The following is a 21,089-nucleotide window of genomic DNA, read 5'->3' as shown; positions in this document are numbered from 1 at the left end:
ATTAACAGAAATAAGAGGTGATTCGTTTGTTGTTAGTATTAGCATTGTTAATGATTGTAACCTTTATATTCTTGCTATCGAAAAATAAACTGTCGATTGTCGGCGCCTTGACCCTAGTGCCCCTGTTTTTCGGGGTGCTAGTGGTACTGCTGACGAACTCGACGTTTGCCGACCTGTTTCAATGGATTACCGATGCTCTGTTTTACAAAGTCGATCCAGAAACCGCCAAAGTCAGTATGGGGGTCATCTCTCCGGGGCTGTTGATATTATTTGCGGTAATGTACTTCGATTTGATGCTGAACGTGGGCTTGTTTGACCCCTTATGCGAGTTCTTCATTAAGAAGGCGAAAGGAGATCCGTTGAAAGTCACTATGGCCACTGTATTGACGGCCACCGTGGTGACGATGAATGGTGATACCACAACGACCATTATTATCTGTGTGGCTGCATTTGTAGAACTGTATCGGTCGATGCGGATGAAGCTTAGCTATTTGGCAATCTTGATTGTGACGCCTATTGGGATTTTCAATCAACTTCCTTGGGGTGGACCGACCATTGCGGCCAGTACAGCTATGGAAGTGCCGATTAATGAACTGTTCAGCGCTTTATTACCAGGTTTATTAGCTGCCGAAATCTTTGCAATTTTCTTGGCTTATCGTTTAGGGAAAAAGGAACGCAAGCGGTTAGGTTGGTGCAATGGAGCGGATGCGGACATTGATCACGTGATGATGGAAAAAATGCTGGATTGTATTCGGGCGAAAGATCCCGAGTTGAAACGGCCGAAACTATTTTGGTTCAATTTGCTTTTGACCCTCGGAATTTTGTATTTATTGATTCAAGGTTTCGCCCATGGTGCTGTGCTATTCATGATTGGTAGCGCTATTGTCTTGACGGTGAACTATCGGAAAGTCAGCATTATTAATGAACGCATAGATGCAATCGCTTCCGATGCGTTAGCGCCTGCATTGGCAACCTTTGCTGCTGGGGTTTTCTCCGGAGTCTTATCCGGCAGTGGCATGGCGACCGCATTGGCTTCCGGAATGACGATGATTATTCCAGATGGGCTAGGAGCACACATGGCACCAATCTATGCTGTTATTTCGGCACCGGCGATTACGTTCTTACCTCAGGATGCTTTCTACTTTGGGATTGCCAAAGTAGTGGGAGAAGTGATGGAGCAGTATGGCATTACACCACTCCAAGCTGCTGTGGCTTCTATGGTAGGTCAATCATTCCGGTTGATTTCACCGGTCATTCCGGCTTTGTTCATGCTGACGGATTCCACTGAAATGAACTTTGTTGATTTCCAGAAGAAATACGTGAAGTACTGCTGGCCAATTCTGATTATTTACTTAGTTGTGTATGCCTTAACCGGTGCTTTACCAATTTAGTTGTTGAGTTGGAAGTTATATTCGTTATGCCACGGGTATATCGTTTATGGCTTCCTTTCTTATTCAAAGGGAGAGAAAGAATGAACTTTTTACAGCGTTTTAAGAAAAAGCGCCTTGACGAGCAGGCCGTGGAGGAATCAATGCAACCAGCGGCTCCTTACGTTGCGTTACCGAAATATGTCGAATGCGAGCCAGATCAATTGTTGCTTTTAAGTCTTGTGGCCGGGGCGATAGGAGCTGGGGACAATCCTACTAGTCGCTTTGCCTTGAAGAAGGCTTGGCAAAGAAATCCCGAACTTCAGCGTGTTGCGGTACTTGCCACGGCAATCGCTGCCCAAGATGCCCCCACCAGCAGATTTATCGTTAAAAAAATCGAGAAGGAGAATCAAGATGTTACGAAAATTTAAGATTGCCATCGATGGCACAGAGTACTTAGTGGAGATGGAAGAAATCGGCGGTACTCCCGCCCAAGCCGCATCATTAGCTGCACCAGCTCAGTCAGTTCAGCCACCAGTTCAAGCGGCACCTGTACCAGTAGAAGCAAGTGCTCCAGTTACCAGTCAAGCTGTTGGGGAGATGAAAGCGGCCAGTGAGGTAATCACCGCGCCAATGCCAGGGACTGTTCTGAAAATTTTAGTCAATGTAGGGGATGAAATTGTGGCTAATCAGCCATTGTTGATTCTTGAAGCGATGAAGATGGAAAATGAAATTGTTGCGAATAAAGCAGGTGTCGTGGAAGCAATCGCAGTCGCACAAGGTGAGATGGTGAATCCAGGTGATTCATTAATCGGCATAGCTTAAAAAGGAGAGGTATACAGTGGAAACGTTAGTTCAAGGCCTACAAGGCATGGGCCAAGAGCCCGGACGAATTGTCATGATGATTATCGGTGGAATTTTGATGTATTTGGGCATCAAAAAAGAATACGAACCTACCTTGCTCGTACCCATGGGACTGGGGACTATTTTAGTGAATTTCCCAAATTCTGGGGTGTTAAGCGCTGGGGGAGAAGCAGGGCCGTTTCAAGTCCTATTTGATATAGGAATTAGTACCGAGTTATTCCCATTGCTTCTATTTATTGGGATTGGAGCGATGATTGATTTTGGCCCGTTGCTGCAAAATCCCTTTTTATTACTGTTTGGTGCGGCAGCTCAGTTTGGCATTTTCTTCACGATTATCATGGCCGTCCTATTAGGATTTGATTTAAATGATGCGGCTTCTATCGGAATTATCGGGGCAGCGGATGGGCCAACTTCCATCTTTGTGGCAAATACGCTGAATTCGAAATATATGGGGGCAATCATGGTAGCGGCGTATTCGTATATGGCACTAGTACCAATCATTCAACCTGTAGCTATCAAAGCCGTGACCACGAAAAAAGAGCGTAAGATTCGCATGCGCTATCAAGCTGGGGAAGTTTCCCAAACTGCGAAAATCCTTTTTCCAATCGTGATTTCGATTGTGGCGGGATTGATTGCGCCGGTTTCCTTACCCTTAGTTGGTTTCTTGATGTTTGGGAATCTATTACGAGAATGTGGTGTTTTGGATCGGCTATCAATCACTGCACAAAATGAATTGGTGAATATTATTAGTATTTTACTCGGTTTGTCGATTTCCGTAAAAATGCAGTACGAAGAATTTCTTCAAGTGGATACCTTAATGGTCATCGGGCTAGGACTCGTGGCTTTCGTGATGGATTCGGTAGGCGGTGTGCTCTTTGCCAAATTGCTTAACTTATTCCGCAAAGAAAAGATCAATCCGATGATTGGGGCGGCGGGTATTTCCGCATTCCCTATGTCCAGTCGAGTGATTCAAAAGATGGCAACGGAAGAAGATCCGCAAAATTTCATTTTAATGCATGCGGCAGGAGCCAATGTCTCTGGTCAGATTGCTTCGGTAATTGCCGGTGGTTTGCTGTTAGCACTGCTCGCTTAGGAGGAGAATAAAATGTCAGAAGCTTTACTAAAATCGCTTGAATTGCTTGTATTCGGATGGGGTGGCGTGTTTATCGTCATTTTCATTATTTACTTGGCTTCCATCTTATTAAGTAAAATGTTTCCAGTAAAGAAATAGGGGATGAAATCATTGGAAAAACGTATTCGCTTCACAGAAACTGTATTACGAGATGGGCAACAAAGCCAAATCGCCACGAGAATGACTACCGCTGAGATGACCCCAGTTCTCCAAACCTTAGACGAAGCAGGGTATCATGCTTTGGAAGTTTGGGGTGGCGCGACCTTTGATTCCTGCCTGCGTTTTCTAAATGAAGACCCGTGGGAACGTCTGCGCACCATCCGACAAGAAGTCAAAAACACCAAATTGCAAATGTTGCTCCGGGGACAAAATTTATTAGGCTATAAGAATTATCCCGATGATATCGTTCGAGCGTTTATCACGAAATCGATTGAAAACGGCATTGATATCATTCGCGTTTTTGATGCTTTGAACGATTTGCGTAATTTGGAAACAGCAATCGCTGCTACCAAGGAAGCAGGGGGCCATTGCCAAGTTGCGATTTCTTATACCACTAGTGATTTTCATACCATCGATTATTATCGTGGATTGTCCAAGAAAATCGCCAAAATAGGGGCGGACTCCCTGTGTATCAAAGACATGGCAGGAGTACTCACGCCACAGAAAGGGTACGAGTTGGTATCACAGATTAAAGATTCCACGGAATTGCTAGTCGATGTTCATACTCATGCGACCAGTGGAATTGCGGAAATGACCTATTTGAAAGTCGCTGAAGCGGGGGCAGATATTATCGATACAGCTATTTCTTCCTTTGCGGGAGGAACCAGTCAACCAGCCACGGAATCCTTAGCCTTGGCCTTTGAGGAGCTGGGCTATGATACAAGACTCGATTTAGGAAAAATCAATGAAGCTGCCGAATACTTTAATCCGCTTCGAGATCGTTTTCGGGCAGAGGGCCTACTGAATGCAAAGGTCAAAGATACCGAACCCAAAACACTGATTTATCAAGTTCCTGGGGGGATGTTGTCTAACTTATTGAGTCAGTTAAAAGAGTTAGGTCTGGAACAACGCTATGAGGAAGTATTGGCGGAGGTACCAAAAGTACGGGCTGATTTGGGCTTTCCCCCACTGGTCACACCTCTTTCGCAAATGGTAGGGACCCAGGCGGTGATGAATGTGCTTACTGGAGAGCGCTACAAAAATGTGCCTCTAGAAATCAAAGACTATGTGAGAGGCCTATATGGCAAATCACCGGTTGCGATTGCTTCAGAAATTCGTCAGCAAATCATTGGAGATGAGGCGGTTGTTACTCAACGGCCGGCGGATTTACTACAACCTGGATTAGAGCATTCGGAGACTGAAATATCTCAATATGCCAAGTCTGAAGAAGATATTTTAAGTTATGCTCTTTTTCCAGAACAAGCACGTGATTTTCTGGGACGTCGGGAAAATCCATTCTATGATGTTCCGCTTCAGAAAGTTTCGGTTACGTTGGACATTAACTGATTTTGAAAAATTTGAAATGACCTAACTGAATTGTTATTATGAAAGGTCCCTACTTTTGATAGATGTTCTAAGGGTGGGGACTTTTTTTGGTTTATTATGGATGGGTGTTATTAAATTTTGAATTACTAGACTACGAGAATAGAATATGAAACATTTTTGAAAGATGAGAAATTCTATCTTATCTTATTGGAAAAGTTTTAGAGATATAAGAACGCTTTGGATTGGATTTAGGAGGAATCACGATATGGCAAGTGTTGGTACATTTTCACATGAAGAAATCACGATAGAGAATAAGGCATTTTCTAGTTTTAAAACAATTATAGAAAGTGCTTTTTATGGCAATAATGTCGAGGTTATTAGCGATTTAGCTAGCGCTTATGATTTGGCAAGGAAGGCGCCCGGTGCTGTTGTTACGGACATGCCTGTAAGTCATGCAACTGATCTAGGCTTACCAGAGGATGCTAAAGTAATTGTTTTTAATGATGGAAAAGTCACTGGACGAACTGCATCGGCTCGTCGTGTCATTGGACAACCAGGAATCGACAAGACTTTATATGAAGGCGTATTGCGAGATGCTTTGGCCCAAGGAACTCATAAGAAGTTCTATGCAGGAGAAGTCGTGGTAGGGTTGGATAAGGATTTCATGGTAAAAGCACATCTTATATTACCAGAAAACTACGAGACGAATTTCTACTCCTATCTTTTGAATTTCCAAATTATGAATCAGGAATGGCGAGCGCTGTACCAAGACTCTAAGAATTATCCTGAGACGGATATTTATTTGTATGCAGATCCGGATTGGACACATCCAGCTTTTCCTCATGGTTTAGCACTATTTGATTCAGAACACAATGTAGCAGCTATATTAGGTTTAAAATATTTTGGAGAATTAAAAAAAGCCACTCTGACTTTGGCATGGTCTATCGCTCATCGAAATGGGTATGTAGCGTGTCACGGTGGGATGAAGGAATATCAATTCTCAGATAAAAAATTTACCATGGCGGCTTTTGGGCTCTCTGGTTCTGGAAAATCCACAATTACTTTGGCCGAGCATAATGATAAATACCAAATAAAGGTACTTCACGATGATGCATTTGTCATTAATCAATTAGATGGCTCTACCACAGCATTAGAGCCGTCCTATTTTGATAAGACACAAGATTATTCTTTGACGGATCCAGCGATCAATTTCTTTATGACTTGTCAAAATGTTGGCGTGACGTTAGATAATGATGGGAAGAAAGTCATTGTCACTCAAGATATACGAAATGGAAATGGGCGAACGGTGAAATCACGATATGTGACGCCAAATCGAGTAGACCATCTATGTTCATCTCTTGATGCGATTTTCTGGATTATGAAAGATGATACGTTGCCTCCAGTAGTGAAGATTGATGATTCGGTTTTGGCGGCAGTCTTTGGTTTAACTTTGGCTACAAAACGTTCTACAGCTGAAAATATTGTTGATAATAAAGATCGAGATAACTTGGTGATTGAACCTTTCGCTAATCCATTTCGAGTTTACCCACTAGGAGAAGATTTTGAAGATTTCAAAACGCTTTTTAATAAAAATCAGACAGCTTGTTATATCTTAAATACCGGATTTTATCAAGGTAAAAAAGTCACTCCACAAGATACTCTTTCTTCAATTGAAAAAATTGTGGAAAAACAAGCAAAGTTTGTCTCTTTCGGTCCAATTTCAGGAATGAATTATCTACCATTAGAAGGTTTTGAAGTAAATTTTGATGATGCGAAATATATGAAAGCTTTAAGAGAGCGGATGGAAAGCCGATTAACCTTTATTTTGAATCAAAATTCGGAAAGGGAAGGGTATAACGCATTACCAGAAGAAGCAATTACTACTATGAGAAGAGTGATTACAGAGTTATCTTGATTGTAGATGCTCCTTTAAATTATTTAAAATGGTTGCATTGTAATAATCTCAAAGGGGTAATCTGAAAGACTACCCTTTGAGATTATAGTATTTATTCTGAATAAATTGGAGAATAAAAATAATAAGGATTATTATCTGCATCCTTTGGAAACGGAGTTACGTTAGAGTATGTTCGCTACACGTTGCATTAACCAAGAAATGGAGGCCTGAGATGATTCAACGGTTGGCTCTATGGAACCATCTATTGTATGCATTAAAAATTGGTATTGGTAGTGGCGTATCAATCTATATAGCGGAAAGTTTGCAATTGGAATATGCTTCATCAGCGGGCATCATCACGTTGCTAACTATTGCTTCCACAAGATCCGAGACTCTGCGTATAGGATTGCATCGTATAATCACATTTATTGGAACCGTGGTATTATGCGGGCTAATGAACTCAGTGATTAGTGCGGAGTGGGTTGCTTATGGCATCGTTATGGTCGTTCTGACTTTTGCCTTGAGTTTACGTGATTTGCTCAAAACACTCTCGGGAAATGCAGTCGTGGTGAGTCATTTGTTGCGAGCGCCAGATCAAATAATTACAATCGAAAATCTAGTTAATGAGTTTTCATTATTGTTGATTGGGCTAGTGATTGCCATTGTCGTCAATAATTTTCAAAATTGTGAAAGTCAGAAGAAATACTTAGAAAAGGCAGTGGAGTCTACGGATCGAGAAATGCAGAAAATTTTTTATAAACTTTCTGCTTATTTGAAAGATCCCACACTTAACAATCAAGTTTGGGAAGACATCATTCAGCTGGAAAAAGACATCTTAGGATATACGGCGATTGCTTTTCAATACCAACAAAACCGTCTTCCACGAAAAGATCATTATTATGTGAATTATTTTGAAATGCGTCTGCAACAGAGCGGTGTGCTCCATAATCTCCATTATGAGATGAAAAATATACGAGTATTTCAAAGTGATTCACAAATTGTAGCTGAGTTTCTTGATTCGATGATTGACGATTTGTCTAAAATGAATTCTCCTCTAATCCAGCTGCGTAAAGTAGCTGATTTGATTCTATACATTCAACAAAACAACTTATCTACGACTCGTGAGGAGTTTATTAGTAAAGTACGTCTTTACCATATAGTGATGAACATCGAAGAATTTTTGAAGTTTAAAGAACGTTTTGTGGCAACTTTAGACAAGTAAATCTGAAATAAGCGTTTTTGATAACTCAGATTTCACCTTTCACTTGAGTAATTAGATTGTAAGTAACTCATAAGCTTCATGGCATGTTGATATTTTGAATAATAAAAAATAATTCTGATAATAAATTAATCCGTTTGTGAGGCGTATAGACAGTTCTTGTCTGTATGCCTTTTTATTTTAAAAAAATTTGTCTTTTTTCGAAAAATGCTCACTCCCAGATTGTAGTAATAATGGAAAGGGATAGATATGAAAACGAGTTGAATGATTTTTTTGAGGAGGAAAATGTTATGGGCGACTCTAAAGAAACCCACATTCAACACATGTTTGACAGTTTTTGTAAGAAAGTAGTCCGCAATGAAGCATTCAATATTCAAAAGAAAGATGCGAGATTTCGCCAGCGTCAAATTTCAATGGAGACGTTGGAACAAAAAAATCTAGGTACAGAATTCTATTATTCTGACACGAGGCTGAATGGTAATGGGAAGTTTCCTGTCTTAGGAATCGAAATTTTAATAGGCAATGAAGTATTGGCAAATGCAATTGAACAATTGGCTAGTGTTAGACAAGAGATCATCCTGATGTCGTTTTTCATCGGTCTCAATGATCGTGAAATTAGTGAAATAGTCGGAAAAAGTCTTGGAAGTGTTTGGTATCAACGTCAGGAAGCCTTAGAAGATCTGAACAGGATATTAGGTGAAAGTTATGAAGAAAACTAAACGATATATACCGTCCATACCAGTAGAAACGATCAAAGCTGCAAGCTCCGGCGATTCAATCGCAATGACCATTGTCCTGTCAAAATATCAAAACTATATTTCAAGAGTAGCCATGAAGTCCGTTTATGAAGAAGAAAAAGGCATGGTTATGTATATGGATGAATATATGCGTAGACAACTGGAAACGAAATTGATTGAAAAGATACTTGAATTTGATACAACTCGCTAACGTATTTTTTCCCTTTCCTTTTCATTCTATGAAAGTTTTTTATCAGTTTCGAATAGAAGACTTTCATAGGCTGAAAAAGCCGAATGCTCTTTGAAAAGTGAATAGTATATCTATCAGTACGTGTAGCTTACGAGTTTCTATTTAGTTTCGCCATGACAAGATATTCCTTTGAGCGATAGTTTCTGAAATGAACTCGTGATTACGATAATGATACTTCCGTAACCAAATTGGCCCGCCATTACTGGGGGGAGGTGAGATTCCTATGTGCTTTGGCAGAGCAGCTGATAGATGAAAAAAGTCCATCAAAAGTTGATAGCTATTTCTAGAAAAACATTGCTGAGGATAAGACAATTTTGAAGGAAGGCGGTATAATGAAGACAGCTACTAGAAAAGATATAATTGATTTGGGGTTTTCTCAGTACTATGCTGACAAAATTTTCAAGGAATGCAAGAGACTTCTCGTCAATAAAGGATATTCATTTTACCGAAACTCAAAGATAAAACGAATTCCTATTTCAATTGTAGAAGAGGTCTTGCATATTTCTTGGGAGGAATAGTGCAATGAGAAGAGTTTCAAATGTGTACAAAGACGAAAAACGAGGGACGTGGTATTTTTCGTTGTCTCTAGGGTACGATCGGTTTGGTAAGAGAATTCAGCCCACCAGACGGGGATTTAAAACCCAGACAGAGGCAAAACAAGCCATGGAAGAGTTGAAAAAGAATTATTCTGATTCTCAAAATATCTATTTACAAGGAATTACGTTTCGAGACTTTTATAAGAAGTACTTCTTTCCTTGGTATAAACTAGGTACAGTTGAGAAAACCTATGTAAAAACCGACAAGACGTTAAAACGTGCTCTGGCCTATTTCGGAAACATGCAGATGGAAAAGATCAGACCAATTCATATTCAAGAGTTTCAACAGTACCTCGTTGAAAAGTGTTCTGTTACGAACAAAGAGGGTACCACACGTCCGTTATCAAACAATTATATTAAACAGATTTTTAACAAGTTACGGATCATTTTTAAGCGTGCAGTGGTTTTAGAAGTGATTGAAGAAAACCCAGTCGATACGATTGGTAAGATTCGAACAGAACGTTCAGTAGTAGAGTTTTGGACTGTTGAAGAGTTTAAAAAGGTGTACGCTTGCCCATATCTCTGTGATTTTCAGGAGACTTTCTACAAAAGAATGATGCGTTTTTTGTTTGTTACAGGTCTCAGAAGTGAGGAGCTTTTTGCTCTGCAATGGCCGGATATTGACTTAAAAAAAAGTACTTGTAGTGTGAATAAATCTCTTTACATTCGGACAAGAACGGATTATGAGTTTTCTGATACGAAGAATGCTTCAAGTATCCGAACTATCACACTAGACCAACAAACTGTCGAAGATTTGAAAGAATGGCAAGAAACCCAAAAACTAATCGGCGAGGATTTAGGTTTTGTTTTCACCTTTGATGGATTGCCACCGTCACCAAAAACATTTTTGGGACGTATTAAAAAATTGGCCGAGGTTGCTGGTGTGAAATCAATTCATTTACATGGATTACGACATTCCCATGTTGCTTTTTTGATTGAGCATAATAAGAACATCTATGCTGTTTCAAAACGGCTGGGGCATTCGTCCATCAAGACAACTTTAGACAAATATGGGCACCTATATCCTGAAACAAACCAATCTCTAGCAGATGAATTTACCAAATTTGACGTGTAATTTTTTTACGATTTACTGCTGTCAAATTGCTGTCACGGGCTGTTTCTGAGATGCAAGGTGTTGATATACCGGGCTTTAGAGGCCACTTGTCGGAATCGAAAATGGATGAAGACGAGCCGAAGAAATAGAGTTTTATCGAATGGAAAGCCTATTAAATCAAGGTTTTTGCTTTGTTACTGAAAGACGTTTTTGTGTTTAAAACTAGTTTTTGCTGTCAGAAAAGCTGTCGGAAACTCAAAAAAGGACAAAAATGTCGCATTTTCTTGGAAATTTTACCGGCATAATATACGAAAAAGCATCTTCAATTTTTTGGAGGTGCTTTTTTGTGTTCAGATATATGTCAGTAAAGAAGTCCTCGATTATTTGGTATAAAAACTTTATTAGGCTTACAAATCGTAAAAAAGTATTTCTAAAAGTGATTTAAGGGAGATAGGCTTTCCTTTTTCTCCCTCAAAAATAATTTATTTGAAGTAAGAATCAATTTTAGACCTTCTAAATCCATTAATTAACTGCTAACAAGTAAAACTAGAATCTTCCTCTTGCCTTGTAGTTAACTCCATACTGTATGGTAACAATGAAAGGAGGTTTATATGAAAATACTTATTTTAGGTGCAGCCGGTCAAATTGCTCAATTAGTACGGAGTACGCTTCAAAAGGATTCAAGATACGAATTAGTTTTATATGCACGAGATATTGAAAGGCGATTGAAAAAGGTCAACGATAAAGAAACATTAGTATCTGGTGACTTTTTGGATGAAAAGAAACTCGCTGCTGCTATGTCAGGAGTTGATCTTATTTACTTAAATGATATGGGAAATCCTGAAGCAGTACAGCTTATTCTTGATCAGATGAAAGACAACCATGTTACTCGTTTCATTGGCACATCTATCTTAGGAATCTACGATGAAGTAGCTGGAGAATTCGGTGAGTGGAATCATCGAATGATTGGCTTAAGTGCTAGAACACAAGCACAAAAAGAATCTGCTCATAGTGTTGAAAATTCATCAGGAGTCTACACCCTTTTACGTTTAACGTGGCTTTACAATGATCCGATGAAAGTTCACTATCAACTGACGAAAAAGGGGAACCCTTTGTAGGAGCACAAGTGAGCAGACAAGCAGTTGCCAAATTGATAACAGATATTATTGAAAGCGATAGTGTCCTTTATCAAAACGAAAGTTTGGGTGTTAGTGAGCCAGGATCAGAGAAATTGAACAAACCTAGATTTTATTAATGGAAGAAAAAGGAGCATATACAAATGACAAAAAAAGTAATCGTAATCACAGGTGCATCAAGTGGGATTGGTGAAGCGAGTGCAAAGCTGCTAGCCAAGAATGGTGCGAAAGTAGTCTTGAGTGCTAGACGAGAAGAACGCCTTGCAAAAATCGTTGAAGAAATCACGGCAAACGGTGGTGAAGCAGTCTATCAAGTAACAGATGTAACGAAAAATGAAGAAGTAGAAGCATTAGTTAAATTTGCAGTAGACACCTTTGGAAGAATTGATGTATTGCTCAATAGTGCAGGGATTATGCCTCATTCTATGTTAAGTGATAAACGGATAAACGATTGGGATAACATGATTGATATCAATATCAAAGGGACACTTTATGGAATTGGTGCGGCCATTCCTTATATGAATGAACAGAAAAGTGGACACATTATTAACATTTCTTCTGTGGCCGGTCACTATGCTCATGCAGGAGGAGCAGTTTACTCTGCAACCAAATGGGCCGTTCGTGCAATCAGTGAATCTTTGAGAGAAGAAATGGCTCAAAATCAATCGAACGTTCGGGTAACCATTGTCTCACCAGGAGCTATTAATACAGAACTACTTGATTCCGTGACTGATGAGAAATTAAGAGCAAATTATGAAAAATTCTATGAGAACTTCGGGATTTCAGTTGAGCGAGTGGCAACAACAATCCAACAAGCCATCGATGTTCCAGAGGATGCTTCGTGGAATGAAGTGATTATCCGTCCGACTAAACAAGTGCAATAATGATTGAAAAATAGATAAAAACTTAGGAGGAAATAACAGTTGAAGAAGATTATCCCAATGGTCAGTTTTCTCTTTCTTTTAGCCAGGTGCGAACAGGATCAAACAAAAAAGATTGACAATGAAGAAGGCTCATTCACCCTCCAGCCAACGGAACAATATGGAAGAGGAGCGAAATCAGATGGACAAGATACAAATTCTGAGGAAGAACCTACACGAATCATTACCAATGACAGCCAAGAACTAATTGTTTACTTTTCTCGTAGTGGAAATACCGAAAATCTGGCCCATTTGGTTCATAGAGAAACCAATGCGGATAGTTTAGAATTGTCAATAAAAGACCCATATCCCGCTGATTATGAAGAGACGGTCGAACGTGCAGATCAAGAGCGCGAAACGGGGCAGTTTCCTGAACTTGATACGGACATTCCTGATTTGTCCCAATATAAAAGAATCTATTTGGGCTATCCAATTTGGTCCATGACACTAGTCAATCCTATGATCCGCTTTTTACAAGACCACGGTAATGAGATAGACGGAAAAGAAATCGTGGCATTTTCTACAAGTGCAGGGTATGGTGAAGGGCAATCGGTAGAAAGAATTCAAGAGCTCCTGCCAAATGCGAAAATCATTAGTCGCTTTTCTATTGAAGATTCAAAGGTAGTGGATAGTGAAGAGGAAATTTTAGACTGGTTGAGAGGCATTTAGACCAACAAAAAATGAAGAATATTATTTAGGAGGAACGTATGAAAAAAATCGCATCTATTTTTATGGGACTGTTTTTAGTAATGACGCTATCAGCATGTCAGGAACAAACGACTGAAACGCGTTCAAGTGGTTCAACGAATACAAATAGTTCAAACCAGTCCGGTTCAGCCGCTGAAGGAACACAGGAGTTAGGAAAAACCTTGGTGGTCTATTTTTCAGTACCAGAAACACAAGATCCGAATAACATGACGCAAGAAGAGGAAAATAGTGTCGTAGTGATTGACGGAAAGGTGTTAGGGAATACGGAGTATGTTGCGACAGTTATTCAACAAGAAACCAATGCAGACCTATTCCGTATTGAACCTAAAACTCCTTATCCAACGGATCACGAAGACTTGGTTGACCTTGCAAAAGAAGAGCTGGATGATAATGCTCGACCAGCGCTTGCAGAGCAGGTGTCTAATATTGAAGAGTACGACACTATTTTTCTAGGTTATCCCAATTGGTGGGGCGATCTACCGATGATCTTGTATACTTTTTTGGAAACCACGGATTTGTCTGGTAAGCAAGTCATTCCTTTCAACACTCATGGAGGTAGTGGTTTCTCAAGTACGATCCAAACGATAAAAGAACAGTCACCTGATGCAAATGTTGAAGAAAATGGATTAACGATTAGTCGAGATGATGTCCAGGACAGTGAAAATCAAATCAAAGACTGGGTAGCATCTTTTCAATAATTAAATTCTCTTGCTATGAAGTGGACTTCAAGGTGTACAATGATGTTGAGGTGAACGGGATGAAGAAAACACTATACTTGATGCGTCATGGAGAAACACTTTTTAATCAGCTACACAAAATACAAGGCTGGTGTGATGCACCGCTGACAGAAACTGGGATCAAACAAGCACAGATTGCTAAAAAATATTTTACAGATAACGGGATTGAATTCGATGAAGCTTATAGTTCAACCTCAGAACGCGCTTCTGATACTCTAGAACAAGTTACAAACTTATCTTATCAAAGAAGAAAAGGCTTGAAGGAGTGGAATTTTGGTCGTTTTGAAGGGGAGCCGGAGTTTCTTAATCCACCATTGCCTTACGGAGATTTTTTTGTTCCTTATGGTGGCGAATCAGAGCATTCATTCAGAGAAAGAATCGCTGATTCGCTAGCAGAAATCATGAAAAACTCAGAAGGTAAAACGATTTTAGCCGTCTCACACGGAGCAAGTTGTCGTCAATTTATGCGCTATTGGGAGCGTACTAGCATTGTCAGTCAAAAAGAGCGGTTACGAAATTGTTGTATTCTCAAATTTGATTACTTTGAAGACGAGACTTTCCAGCTTGTGGAAATAATCAATCACGATTTTTCAAAAATATAATTGTAAAAGGAAGGATCAATAATGAATATTGCTGCTGTAAGCAAAAAATTTGGAATTTCATCTGATACCTTACGTTATTATGAACGAGTAGGGATTATCCCACCGGTCACAAGAAACGAGAAAGGGTACCGCGACTTTTCAGAGTATGATTTGAATTGGGTTTATTTTTCAAAAGTGATGCGTAATGCAGGCGTTTCTATTGAAACCTTAATTGAATACGGTATCCTGTTTCGACAAGGAAGAGAACAAACGATGGATGCACGGAAAGATCTTCTAATTGAGCAACGTGACCTGTTGATTCAACGAATTGAAGAGATGCAAGAAACATTGGACTATTTAAACTATAAAATAGAAAAAAATCCAGATCATCTGAAAGAATTTGAAAAGAAACTGGAAAAGAAGAACAGTTAATCATGTTCAACTCGTAAACATTAATTATATTATCAGCGGCTAGGCAGTTTTTTGTCTAGTCGTTTTTTATTGTCCAAAACAAATCAGCTATTTTTAATACAATCCCAGAATTCAGCCCATTTATTGAATTGTTTAGGAAAGTTCAGGAATAATCTTGAAACGAGATGTGATAGGCAAAACTGAATTTGCATGATAAATTACATATACAAGGAAGCGCTTCCTGGGGAGGAGAAAAGCATGCATGAAATAAGTAAACGTCAGCATCAATTATTACGACTGCTGCTGGAGCAAAAAGATTTTTTACCGGTAAATCATTACTCCAAGATTTTATCTATCTCCGATCGAACGTTATACAAAGATATCGATGAATTGAATGTACAGCTGAAGGAAAAAGAAGTTCAGATTTTAAAAAAACCAAGAAAAGGCATCTGTATCAGTCATTCAGTAGTATCCAATGATGAAATACTGAAAAGCTTCGGGGAAGTATCCAAGCCAATTGACTTTAACCAGTTTCCGCTGGAACGTCAGATGAAAATTGCTGAATATTTGCTGCTGCAAAGTAAACGAGTGTCTTATCAACAGTTATCCGAGGAATTTTTAGTCAGCAAAAGTTCGATCTCCAATGATTTAGATCAAATCCAGACAGTTATTGAAGGAAGTTCTGCTGCTATTCATTCCGACAGCAATGGAACAACACTGGTTGGCAAGGAATCTGAAATACAAAAGGCGATTAAACAATATGCGTATTTTATCATGGACAAGTCAGACCTGACTAATAGCTTTAGAATTCAATTTCCAAGATTGCTGTTTCGCTTTTTACCAGAGGATATAGTCAAAAAAACCTCCAAGCTATTGCAAAAAAATGATCATTTTAATGTGGATAGATTATCAGATACGCATTTTCAATCCTTAGTACTATCCATCAGTATTTTCATTTATCGGCTGCATCGAGGGTTTCATATTGAAAGGCAAGACAATTTCCTATTTGAAAATATTGAGTCGTTAAAGACTTTCTTTTTAGCAAATGAATTGGTGGAACAGCTTGATTTTGACGAAAGCATCACACTTACTTCCAATGATTTTGAATTTTTAAATCGTCAATTGGTGGCTCACGGATTTGAACCTAGACTGAATGATCTGGCGATTCAAGATGAATACGACGCGCTAGTAAAGAAAATGATTCAGGAAATGAGTGATTCAACTCAAATTGATTTAACCAAAGACGATAAGCTTTATACAAATGTCCTGTACCATTTAGTATCAATGATTTATCGCCATAAACTGAATGTTCCAGTTACTAATCCGCTATTAGCGGAAATAAAGCGTGAATATTCGGTTTTATACAGCACAACTTGGTTAATACTAACAGGGATTGAAAAAGAGTTGGATATTCGCTTAACTGAGGATGAGGTGGCTTTCATGATGATTCATTTTCAAGGAGCGATTGATCGAGCCAGCTCTAATAAGAAAATATTGATTGTATGTCCGACTGGTATCGGAACCTCCGAGTTAATTGCCAATCGCTTGAAGAAAGTATTTTCTCACCAAGATATTGTTGAGGTCGTTTCATTACGCACCTTATATAAACGGGATCTGAGTAAGATCGACCTGATTATTTCTTCCGTTCAATTGGAAAAAATGAAGGTCCCAGTAACCTATGTTTCACCTTTAATGAGTAAACAGGATTTGATTAAGGTTTCAGAGAAATATTTGAATTTATTTTACGAAGAAGAAGAGCAACTGGATCAGCCTTTTGAGTACCTCGGCAAAATATTAGATGAAGAGGTCATTTTCTTAAATGAAACGATCACCTCAAAGGAACAATGTATACGAAAGATTACCAAGGCACTCTTACAAGCGGATTTAGTTACCGAGTCCTTTGAACAAGCGATTTGGGACCGTGAAAAACTAGGAGCAACCGATCTTCCTACTGGGGTAGCTATTCCTCACCCAGCTCCATCAACTGTCAAAGAAAGCAAGTTAGTAATTATGACAGTAGCTAAACCCATTCGCTGGAACCTTCGGATGATTAATACAGTGTTGATGATCTGTGTGGCGGAAAAAGATCTAAAAGATATTAAAGGAATTCTTTCAGAAATATATCGAATTGTTGAATCTAAGAGAAATGTGGACAAAACTATTTTAGGCAAAACAAAACAAGAATTAATGAGCATACTAGGAGGAGAAGCAATTGATTGATGAAGATTTGATTGTTTTAGATTCAACGTTAAACAATAAAAAATCGATTATTGATTATTTATCAGATCAGGCAAAGAAGCTTGGCTATTTAAGTAATCGCGACAGGTACATCGAAGCAGTGAATAAAAGAGAAGAAGAGTTTTCCACGGCAATTGGCTATGACGTAAGTATTCCTCATGGAAAATCAAAGGAAGTTCTTAACCCATTTATTTGCTTTCTTAGAACCCGTCAGCCAATTCAATGGGACAATACTGGAAAACCAGTGGAGTTAGTTTTTATGCTGGGTATTCCTGAAGACCAGCAGAGCACGTTCCATCTAAAGGTCCTAGCTGAAATCAGCAAAAAGCTTTTGGATGAAGGGTTTAGAAACAATTTGTTAACTGGAAATAAAACGTTGATTACAAATTTACTACGACAAGTAGAAGACAAAATAGAAATTATTTAGGAGGAAATTATTATGAAAATCGTTGGAGTATCCGCATGTCCTACAGGAGTTGCTCACACTTATATGGCACAGGAAGCATTGGAAAAAGAAGGAAAAAGAAGAGGACACGATATCAAAATTGAAACACAAGGTAGTATCGGAATCGAAAATGAAGTGACGGAAGATGAAGCGGAAGAGGCAGATGTGGTCATCTTAGCAGTATCAGTTTTTATTGAAAATGAAGAGCGTTTTGAAGATAAATTAGTCCTGAATGCAGACGTGAACGATGCTATTTCCTATCCTGGAAAAGTCTTGGACGCTGCCGAAGCATTATTGAACAGCTAGGAGCTAAAGGAGGATAAAAATGAACGTGAAGGCGACCTTAAAAGAAGTACAAAAATCATTTCTAAGTGGTGTTTCATTTATGATGCCAGCAGTAGTTGCTGGAGGAATTATGTTGGCGATCTCCCTTGCTACCGGCGAGAAAAGTGATACTGGAGTAGTTGTAACCAATGAATTAATGCAAAATATCAATTTATTAGGTAAATCGGCTTTTGCCATGATGATCCCGATTCTAGGCGGTTATATTGCGTATTCGATTGCCGGTAAACCCGGCTTAGCGCCAGGAATGATTTTAGGTTTTCTGGCAAATAATCCGGTAACTATTAATCAAGTAGAAGTAAAGTCAGGCTTTCTAGGAGCAATGTTGTTAGGGGTAGCCGCAGGTTATTTAGTGAAATGGATGAAAAAGTGGAAGGTTAGCCGCACCATAAAAACCATTTTACCAATCCTGATTATTCCAACCATTTCCGTTTTCGTTCTAGGACTAATCTATATTTATGTTGTAGCAACTCCACTGGCATTCTTAATGAACGGATTAACCAGCATCATGAGCAGCTTAAATGGAAGCAGTGCGATTTTATTAGCTGTATTTATCGGATTGTTTGGCGAAGTTGATATGGGTGGACCAATTACTAAGTCTGTTTCAATGTTCACTTTAGCATTGATGAATGAAGGAATCTACGAGCCAAATGGCATGTTTCGAATTGCGGTAGCGATTCCTCCAATTGGGATCTTCTTGGCTACACTATTCTTTAAAAAGAAATTCAGTGAAGGCGATCGCGATGCAGCAGTAGCTGCTGGAATTATGGGATGTATTGGTATTACAGAAGGAGCCATTCCATTTGTTGTCAGTGATATGAAAAGAATCTTGCCTTCGTCAATGATTGGTACAGCAGTAGGCTGTGTGATTGGTGCAATTGGAAATGTGAAATGTTATGTTCCTCACGGAGGATTTGTGGTTCTTCCGGTAGTAGAAAACAAACTCTGGTTTATTGCTGCAATTATAGTCGGTTCTTTAGTTACGGCAATAATTCTTGGCTTTTTAAAACCAGTGATAGAGGAAGCGCCAGTAAAAGTAAAAAAGGCGAAAATGACAGAGCTAACAAAGGAGAAGGTTTAATGAAGGAAGATATTTGTGAGTTTATTGAGAAGAATAAGGTAATAGCTATCTGTCGGGGAACTTATGGTGAAGACCTAATTAATTTGGTTTCCGCCCTAAAAGAAGGCGGCGTAAAACTAGTTGAAGTCACCTTTGATCAAGGTGATGCAGAATGCCTGACTAAAACCGCAGAGGCTATTAGCTTGTTGGTTAAGGAATTTGGCGAAGAGGTCAGAATTGGAGCTGGTACGGTACTTTCAATCCAACAAGTTCAAGCGGCTTATCAGGCAGGAGCAGAATACATTATTTCTCCTAATACGAATCCTGAGGTTATTAAGCAAACCAAAGAGTTAAACCTGATTTCGATTCCAGGAGCCTTTTCACCAAGTGAAATTATTTCGGCACATGAGGCGGGAGCTGACTTTGTTAAACTATTCCCTGTCCGAGCGTTGGGAATGGGGTATGTGAAGGATATTCTTGGACCTATTAACCATATTAAATTGATCGCTACAGCTGGTGTTACACCGGAAAACTTGCCAGATTATCTTGAGCTAGGATTCAGCGGAGCTGGCATTAGCGGATATTTGACAGATAAACATTTGATTAAAACAGGTGATTTCAACACGATCAAAGAACATGCGAGGGAAATGATGGCGATTGTCAATCAAGCCGACTAGTTTTGTATTGAAGTTGAAAAAGCAATCGCAGTAATGTTGGAGATGATACTATGACAAAGCAAAAAAGACCACTAGTCATCATGAATTGGTCCATGCGACAGAATCATATCAAAGCAGCTAAAGAGTTTGCCAAACAAATTAGCGAACAGCAAAACACTGAGACAGACATCGATATCGTTATTTTGCCTTCAATGGGCACGATTTATCCAGTACATGAGGTTTTAAAAAAGACAGCGATTCATCTCGGTTCTCAGAATATTGCCCCCATCGAAAAGGGCGAATTGAGTGGAGAGTTTTCCATTGAATCCTTGCTTGATATGGATGGAACTTTTGTAGAATTAGGGCACTGGGAACGAAGAAAGCTCTACAATGAAACGGATGATGTAATTAATCAGAAAATCCAATTGGCACTAAAAAAAGGAATTCACCCAATTTTGTGTGTTGGAGAGTTTGAGAAAAAAGATGCAGATAATGTAATTGATGAGCCAAAATATCCAAACTATGAACGAGAGTTAGAGCGCGAATTATTTTTGAGAATCTTCAATGGTTTATATAGTGTCGATGAAAGAGATCTGGATAAAGTAGTTATTGCTTATACACCCGCCTGGGCAGTCGGCAAAAGCAAAGCAGCAGGCACTCCTCATATTAAACTAGCTACGACGCTTATACGGAAAGCAATTGCGAAAATATATGGTGAGGATGCCAATTCAAAAATTAGGATCGTATATGGTGGATCTGTCAGTCCAGAAAATAGTGCCACTATGATAAAAGAAGCAAATTTAGATGGAGTCTTACTTGGTCGGTTTGGCAGCGACTCCAATCGACTGCAGCAGATTATTGAAACAGTAAAGCACTTGAAAGCATAATTGTCGAATATCAATGAACTCATTCTTAAAGTCTTATCTACTATCTTGTGATAAGACTTTAAGGATGAGTATTTTTTAGCTGTAAATGACAACTAAAAAGCACTGCATTATTTCTCGAGTTTTTCTCATATGTGAAAAAAGACGAAATTCATAGGTAATTCTGTTATGTATGATGATAGTAAAGAGCAGCTATTTTTAGTGGGGGATTTTCTCGTGGTTAAAGAATTGATGGATACACATTATCAGAAACGGTATCTACTATTGGAGTATCTATTCCATAATCGAAATACCCTAATAAATATTAAAGAGTTCGTGAAAATTTTAAATGTATCTTATCCCACAGTAAAAAAAATAATTGTTGAAGCTCGGC

General features: G+C 39.0%; 25 protein-coding genes. All 25 read left to right on the top strand.

Annotation, left to right across the window (positions count from 1 at the left end; translation table 11 throughout):
* The first annotated feature begins 26 nt into the window (after positions 1–26).
* The 25 genes from I588_RS13510 to I588_RS13400 all read left to right on the top strand — a co-directional run bounded on the left by I588_RS13510 (position 27) and on the right by I588_RS13400 (position 20,719).
* On the top strand, positions 27–1,391 hold the full coding sequence (locus I588_RS13510) for a citrate:proton symporter (RefSeq protein WP_010759311.1): 1,365 nt from the start codon (positions 27–29) through the stop codon (positions 1,389–1,391).
* An 80-nt stretch (positions 1,392–1,471) separates the two neighbouring features.
* The gene (locus I588_RS13505) at positions 1,472–1,798 is read left to right on the top strand and encodes a hypothetical protein (protein ID WP_010759310.1); all 327 of its coding nucleotides are present in this window, start codon (positions 1,472–1,474) and stop codon (positions 1,796–1,798) included.
* On the top strand, positions 1,782–2,192 hold the full coding sequence (locus tag I588_RS13500) for an acetyl-CoA carboxylase biotin carboxyl carrier protein subunit (protein ID WP_010759309.1): 411 nt from the start codon (positions 1,782–1,784) through the stop codon (positions 2,190–2,192). The genes I588_RS13505 and I588_RS13500 overlap by 17 nt, the downstream gene beginning before the upstream one ends.
* Before the next feature lie 16 nt (positions 2,193–2,208).
* The gene (locus I588_RS13495; RefSeq protein WP_010759308.1) at positions 2,209–3,324 is read left to right on the top strand and encodes a sodium ion-translocating decarboxylase subunit beta; all 1,116 of its coding nucleotides are present in this window, start codon (positions 2,209–2,211) and stop codon (positions 3,322–3,324) included.
* A gap of 12 nt (positions 3,325–3,336) precedes the next feature.
* Complete coding sequence (locus tag I588_RS28065; RefSeq protein WP_033787933.1) at positions 3,337–3,462, top strand: OadG-related small transporter subunit; 126 nt, start codon at positions 3,337–3,339, stop codon at positions 3,460–3,462.
* A gap of 12 nt (positions 3,463–3,474) precedes the next feature.
* Entirely contained in the window at positions 3,475–4,869 is a 1,395-nt protein-coding gene (locus I588_RS13490; RefSeq protein WP_016250063.1) for an oxaloacetate decarboxylase subunit alpha, read from the top strand.
* 244 nt (positions 4,870–5,113) lie between these two features.
* Entirely contained in the window at positions 5,114–6,763 is a 1,650-nt protein-coding gene (locus tag I588_RS13485) for a phosphoenolpyruvate carboxykinase (ATP) (RefSeq protein ID WP_010759306.1), read from the top strand.
* A gap of 211 nt (positions 6,764–6,974) precedes the next feature.
* Positions 6,975–7,964, top strand: a complete 990-nt coding sequence (locus tag I588_RS13480) for an aromatic acid exporter family protein (protein WP_010759305.1) — start codon at positions 6,975–6,977, stop codon at positions 7,962–7,964.
* A 287-nt stretch (positions 7,965–8,251) separates the two neighbouring features.
* On the top strand, positions 8,252–8,680 hold the full coding sequence (locus tag I588_RS13475) for an RNA polymerase sigma factor (protein WP_010759304.1): 429 nt from the start codon (positions 8,252–8,254) through the stop codon (positions 8,678–8,680).
* Positions 8,667–8,909, top strand: coding sequence for a helix-turn-helix domain-containing protein (locus I588_RS13470; protein WP_010759303.1), 243 nt, complete (start codon positions 8,667–8,669; stop codon positions 8,907–8,909). The genes I588_RS13475 and I588_RS13470 overlap by 14 nt, the downstream gene beginning before the upstream one ends.
* A gap of 371 nt (positions 8,910–9,280) precedes the next feature.
* Positions 9,281–9,466 (top strand): DUF3173 domain-containing protein, encoded by a 186-nt coding sequence (locus I588_RS13465; RefSeq protein WP_010759302.1) that lies wholly within the window; start codon positions 9,281–9,283, stop codon positions 9,464–9,466.
* 4 nt (positions 9,467–9,470) lie between these two features.
* Positions 9,471–10,619: a site-specific integrase gene (locus I588_RS13460; protein ID WP_010759301.1), complete on the top strand. Its 1,149-nt coding sequence runs from the start codon at positions 9,471–9,473 to the stop codon at positions 10,617–10,619.
* A 590-nt stretch (positions 10,620–11,209) separates the two neighbouring features.
* Positions 11,210–11,716: an NAD(P)H-binding protein gene (locus I588_RS13455; RefSeq protein ID WP_010759300.1), complete on the top strand. Its 507-nt coding sequence runs from the start codon at positions 11,210–11,212 to the stop codon at positions 11,714–11,716.
* A gap of 8 nt (positions 11,717–11,724) precedes the next feature.
* Positions 11,725–11,853, top strand: coding sequence for a saccharopine dehydrogenase (locus I588_RS28060; RefSeq protein WP_139243973.1), 129 nt, complete (start codon positions 11,725–11,727; stop codon positions 11,851–11,853).
* A gap of 24 nt (positions 11,854–11,877) precedes the next feature.
* A complete protein-coding gene (locus I588_RS13450) occupies positions 11,878–12,618 on the top strand; it encodes an SDR family oxidoreductase (RefSeq protein WP_010759299.1) in 741 nt (246 codons plus the stop codon).
* A 39-nt stretch (positions 12,619–12,657) separates the two neighbouring features.
* Positions 12,658–13,323 (top strand): flavodoxin family protein, encoded by a 666-nt coding sequence (locus I588_RS13445; protein ID WP_010759298.1) that lies wholly within the window; start codon positions 12,658–12,660, stop codon positions 13,321–13,323.
* A 38-nt stretch (positions 13,324–13,361) separates the two neighbouring features.
* Positions 13,362–14,060, top strand: a complete 699-nt coding sequence (locus I588_RS13440) for a flavodoxin (protein ID WP_010759297.1) — start codon at positions 13,362–13,364, stop codon at positions 14,058–14,060.
* A 59-nt stretch (positions 14,061–14,119) separates the two neighbouring features.
* A complete protein-coding gene (locus tag I588_RS13435; RefSeq protein WP_010759296.1) occupies positions 14,120–14,701 on the top strand; it encodes a histidine phosphatase family protein in 582 nt (193 codons plus the stop codon).
* Positions 14,702–14,722: 21 nt separating this feature from the next.
* Positions 14,723–15,112, top strand: coding sequence for a MerR family transcriptional regulator (locus I588_RS13430; RefSeq protein ID WP_010759295.1), 390 nt, complete (start codon positions 14,723–14,725; stop codon positions 15,110–15,112).
* 237 nt (positions 15,113–15,349) lie between these two features.
* Positions 15,350–17,311: a BglG family transcription antiterminator gene (locus I588_RS13425; protein WP_010759294.1), complete on the top strand. Its 1,962-nt coding sequence runs from the start codon at positions 15,350–15,352 to the stop codon at positions 17,309–17,311.
* A complete protein-coding gene (locus I588_RS13420; RefSeq protein WP_010759293.1) occupies positions 17,304–17,756 on the top strand; it encodes a PTS sugar transporter subunit IIA in 453 nt (150 codons plus the stop codon). The genes I588_RS13425 and I588_RS13420 overlap by 8 nt, the downstream gene beginning before the upstream one ends.
* Positions 17,757–17,768: 12 nt before the next feature.
* Positions 17,769–18,080, top strand: coding sequence for a PTS fructose transporter subunit IIB (locus I588_RS13415; protein WP_010759292.1), 312 nt, complete (start codon positions 17,769–17,771; stop codon positions 18,078–18,080).
* A gap of 19 nt (positions 18,081–18,099) precedes the next feature.
* A complete protein-coding gene (locus I588_RS13410) occupies positions 18,100–19,197 on the top strand; it encodes a PTS fructose transporter subunit IIC (RefSeq protein WP_010759291.1) in 1,098 nt (365 codons plus the stop codon).
* A complete protein-coding gene (locus I588_RS13405) occupies positions 19,197–19,853 on the top strand; it encodes a bifunctional 4-hydroxy-2-oxoglutarate aldolase/2-dehydro-3-deoxy-phosphogluconate aldolase (protein WP_010759290.1) in 657 nt (218 codons plus the stop codon). The genes I588_RS13410 and I588_RS13405 overlap by 1 nt, the downstream gene beginning before the upstream one ends.
* Before the next feature lie 50 nt (positions 19,854–19,903).
* Positions 19,904–20,719 carry a triose-phosphate isomerase family protein gene (locus I588_RS13400; protein WP_010759289.1) on the top strand — a complete coding sequence of 272 codons (816 nt, stop codon included), beginning with the start codon at positions 19,904–19,906 and terminating at the stop codon, positions 20,717–20,719.
* The last annotated feature ends 370 nt before the right edge of the window (positions 20,720–21,089 follow it).

Source organism: Enterococcus pallens ATCC BAA-351 (assembly GCF_000407485.1).
In the GTDB taxonomy this organism is placed as follows: Bacteria; Bacillota; Bacilli; order Lactobacillales; family Enterococcaceae; genus Enterococcus_A; species Enterococcus_A pallens.
This window is presented reverse-complemented; position numbering and strand designations above follow the sequence as displayed.

Bases quoted from the DNA above. Each gene is read 5' to 3' on its own strand.
- I588_RS13475 (WP_010759304.1), top strand. From the start codon at position 8,252: ATGGGCGACTCTAAAGAAACCCACATTCAACACATGTTTGACAGTTTT.
- I588_RS13460 (WP_010759301.1), top strand. From the start codon at position 9,471: ATGAGAAGAGTTTCAAATGTGTACAAAGACGAAAAACGAGGGACGTGG.
- I588_RS13485 (WP_010759306.1), top strand. From the start codon at position 5,114: ATGGCAAGTGTTGGTACATTTTCACATGAAGAAATCACGATAGAGAAT.
- I588_RS13415 (WP_010759292.1), top strand. From the start codon at position 17,769: ATGAAAATCGTTGGAGTATCCGCATGTCCTACAGGAGTTGCTCACACT.
- I588_RS13465 (WP_010759302.1), top strand. From the start codon at position 9,281: ATGAAGACAGCTACTAGAAAAGATATAATTGATTTGGGGTTTTCTCAG.
- I588_RS28065 (WP_033787933.1), top strand. From the start codon at position 3,337: ATGTCAGAAGCTTTACTAAAATCGCTTGAATTGCTTGTATTCGGATGG.
- I588_RS13405 (WP_010759290.1), top strand. From the start codon at position 19,197: ATGAAGGAAGATATTTGTGAGTTTATTGAGAAGAATAAGGTAATAGCT.
- I588_RS13435 (WP_010759296.1), top strand. From the start codon at position 14,120: ATGAAGAAAACACTATACTTGATGCGTCATGGAGAAACACTTTTTAAT.
- I588_RS13410 (WP_010759291.1), top strand. From the start codon at position 18,100: ATGAACGTGAAGGCGACCTTAAAAGAAGTACAAAAATCATTTCTAAGT.
- I588_RS13500 (WP_010759309.1), top strand. From the start codon at position 1,782: ATGTTACGAAAATTTAAGATTGCCATCGATGGCACAGAGTACTTAGTG.
- I588_RS13450 (WP_010759299.1), top strand. From the start codon at position 11,878: ATGACAAAAAAAGTAATCGTAATCACAGGTGCATCAAGTGGGATTGGT.
- I588_RS13470 (WP_010759303.1), top strand. From the start codon at position 8,667: ATGAAGAAAACTAAACGATATATACCGTCCATACCAGTAGAAACGATC.
- I588_RS13430 (WP_010759295.1), top strand. From the start codon at position 14,723: ATGAATATTGCTGCTGTAAGCAAAAAATTTGGAATTTCATCTGATACC.
- I588_RS13480 (WP_010759305.1), top strand. From the start codon at position 6,975: ATGATTCAACGGTTGGCTCTATGGAACCATCTATTGTATGCATTAAAA.
- I588_RS13425 (WP_010759294.1), top strand. From the start codon at position 15,350: ATGCATGAAATAAGTAAACGTCAGCATCAATTATTACGACTGCTGCTG.
- I588_RS13455 (WP_010759300.1), top strand. From the start codon at position 11,210: ATGAAAATACTTATTTTAGGTGCAGCCGGTCAAATTGCTCAATTAGTA.
- I588_RS13400 (WP_010759289.1), top strand. From the start codon at position 19,904: ATGACAAAGCAAAAAAGACCACTAGTCATCATGAATTGGTCCATGCGA.
- I588_RS13440 (WP_010759297.1), top strand. From the start codon at position 13,362: ATGAAAAAAATCGCATCTATTTTTATGGGACTGTTTTTAGTAATGACG.
- I588_RS13505 (WP_010759310.1), top strand. From the start codon at position 1,472: ATGAACTTTTTACAGCGTTTTAAGAAAAAGCGCCTTGACGAGCAGGCC.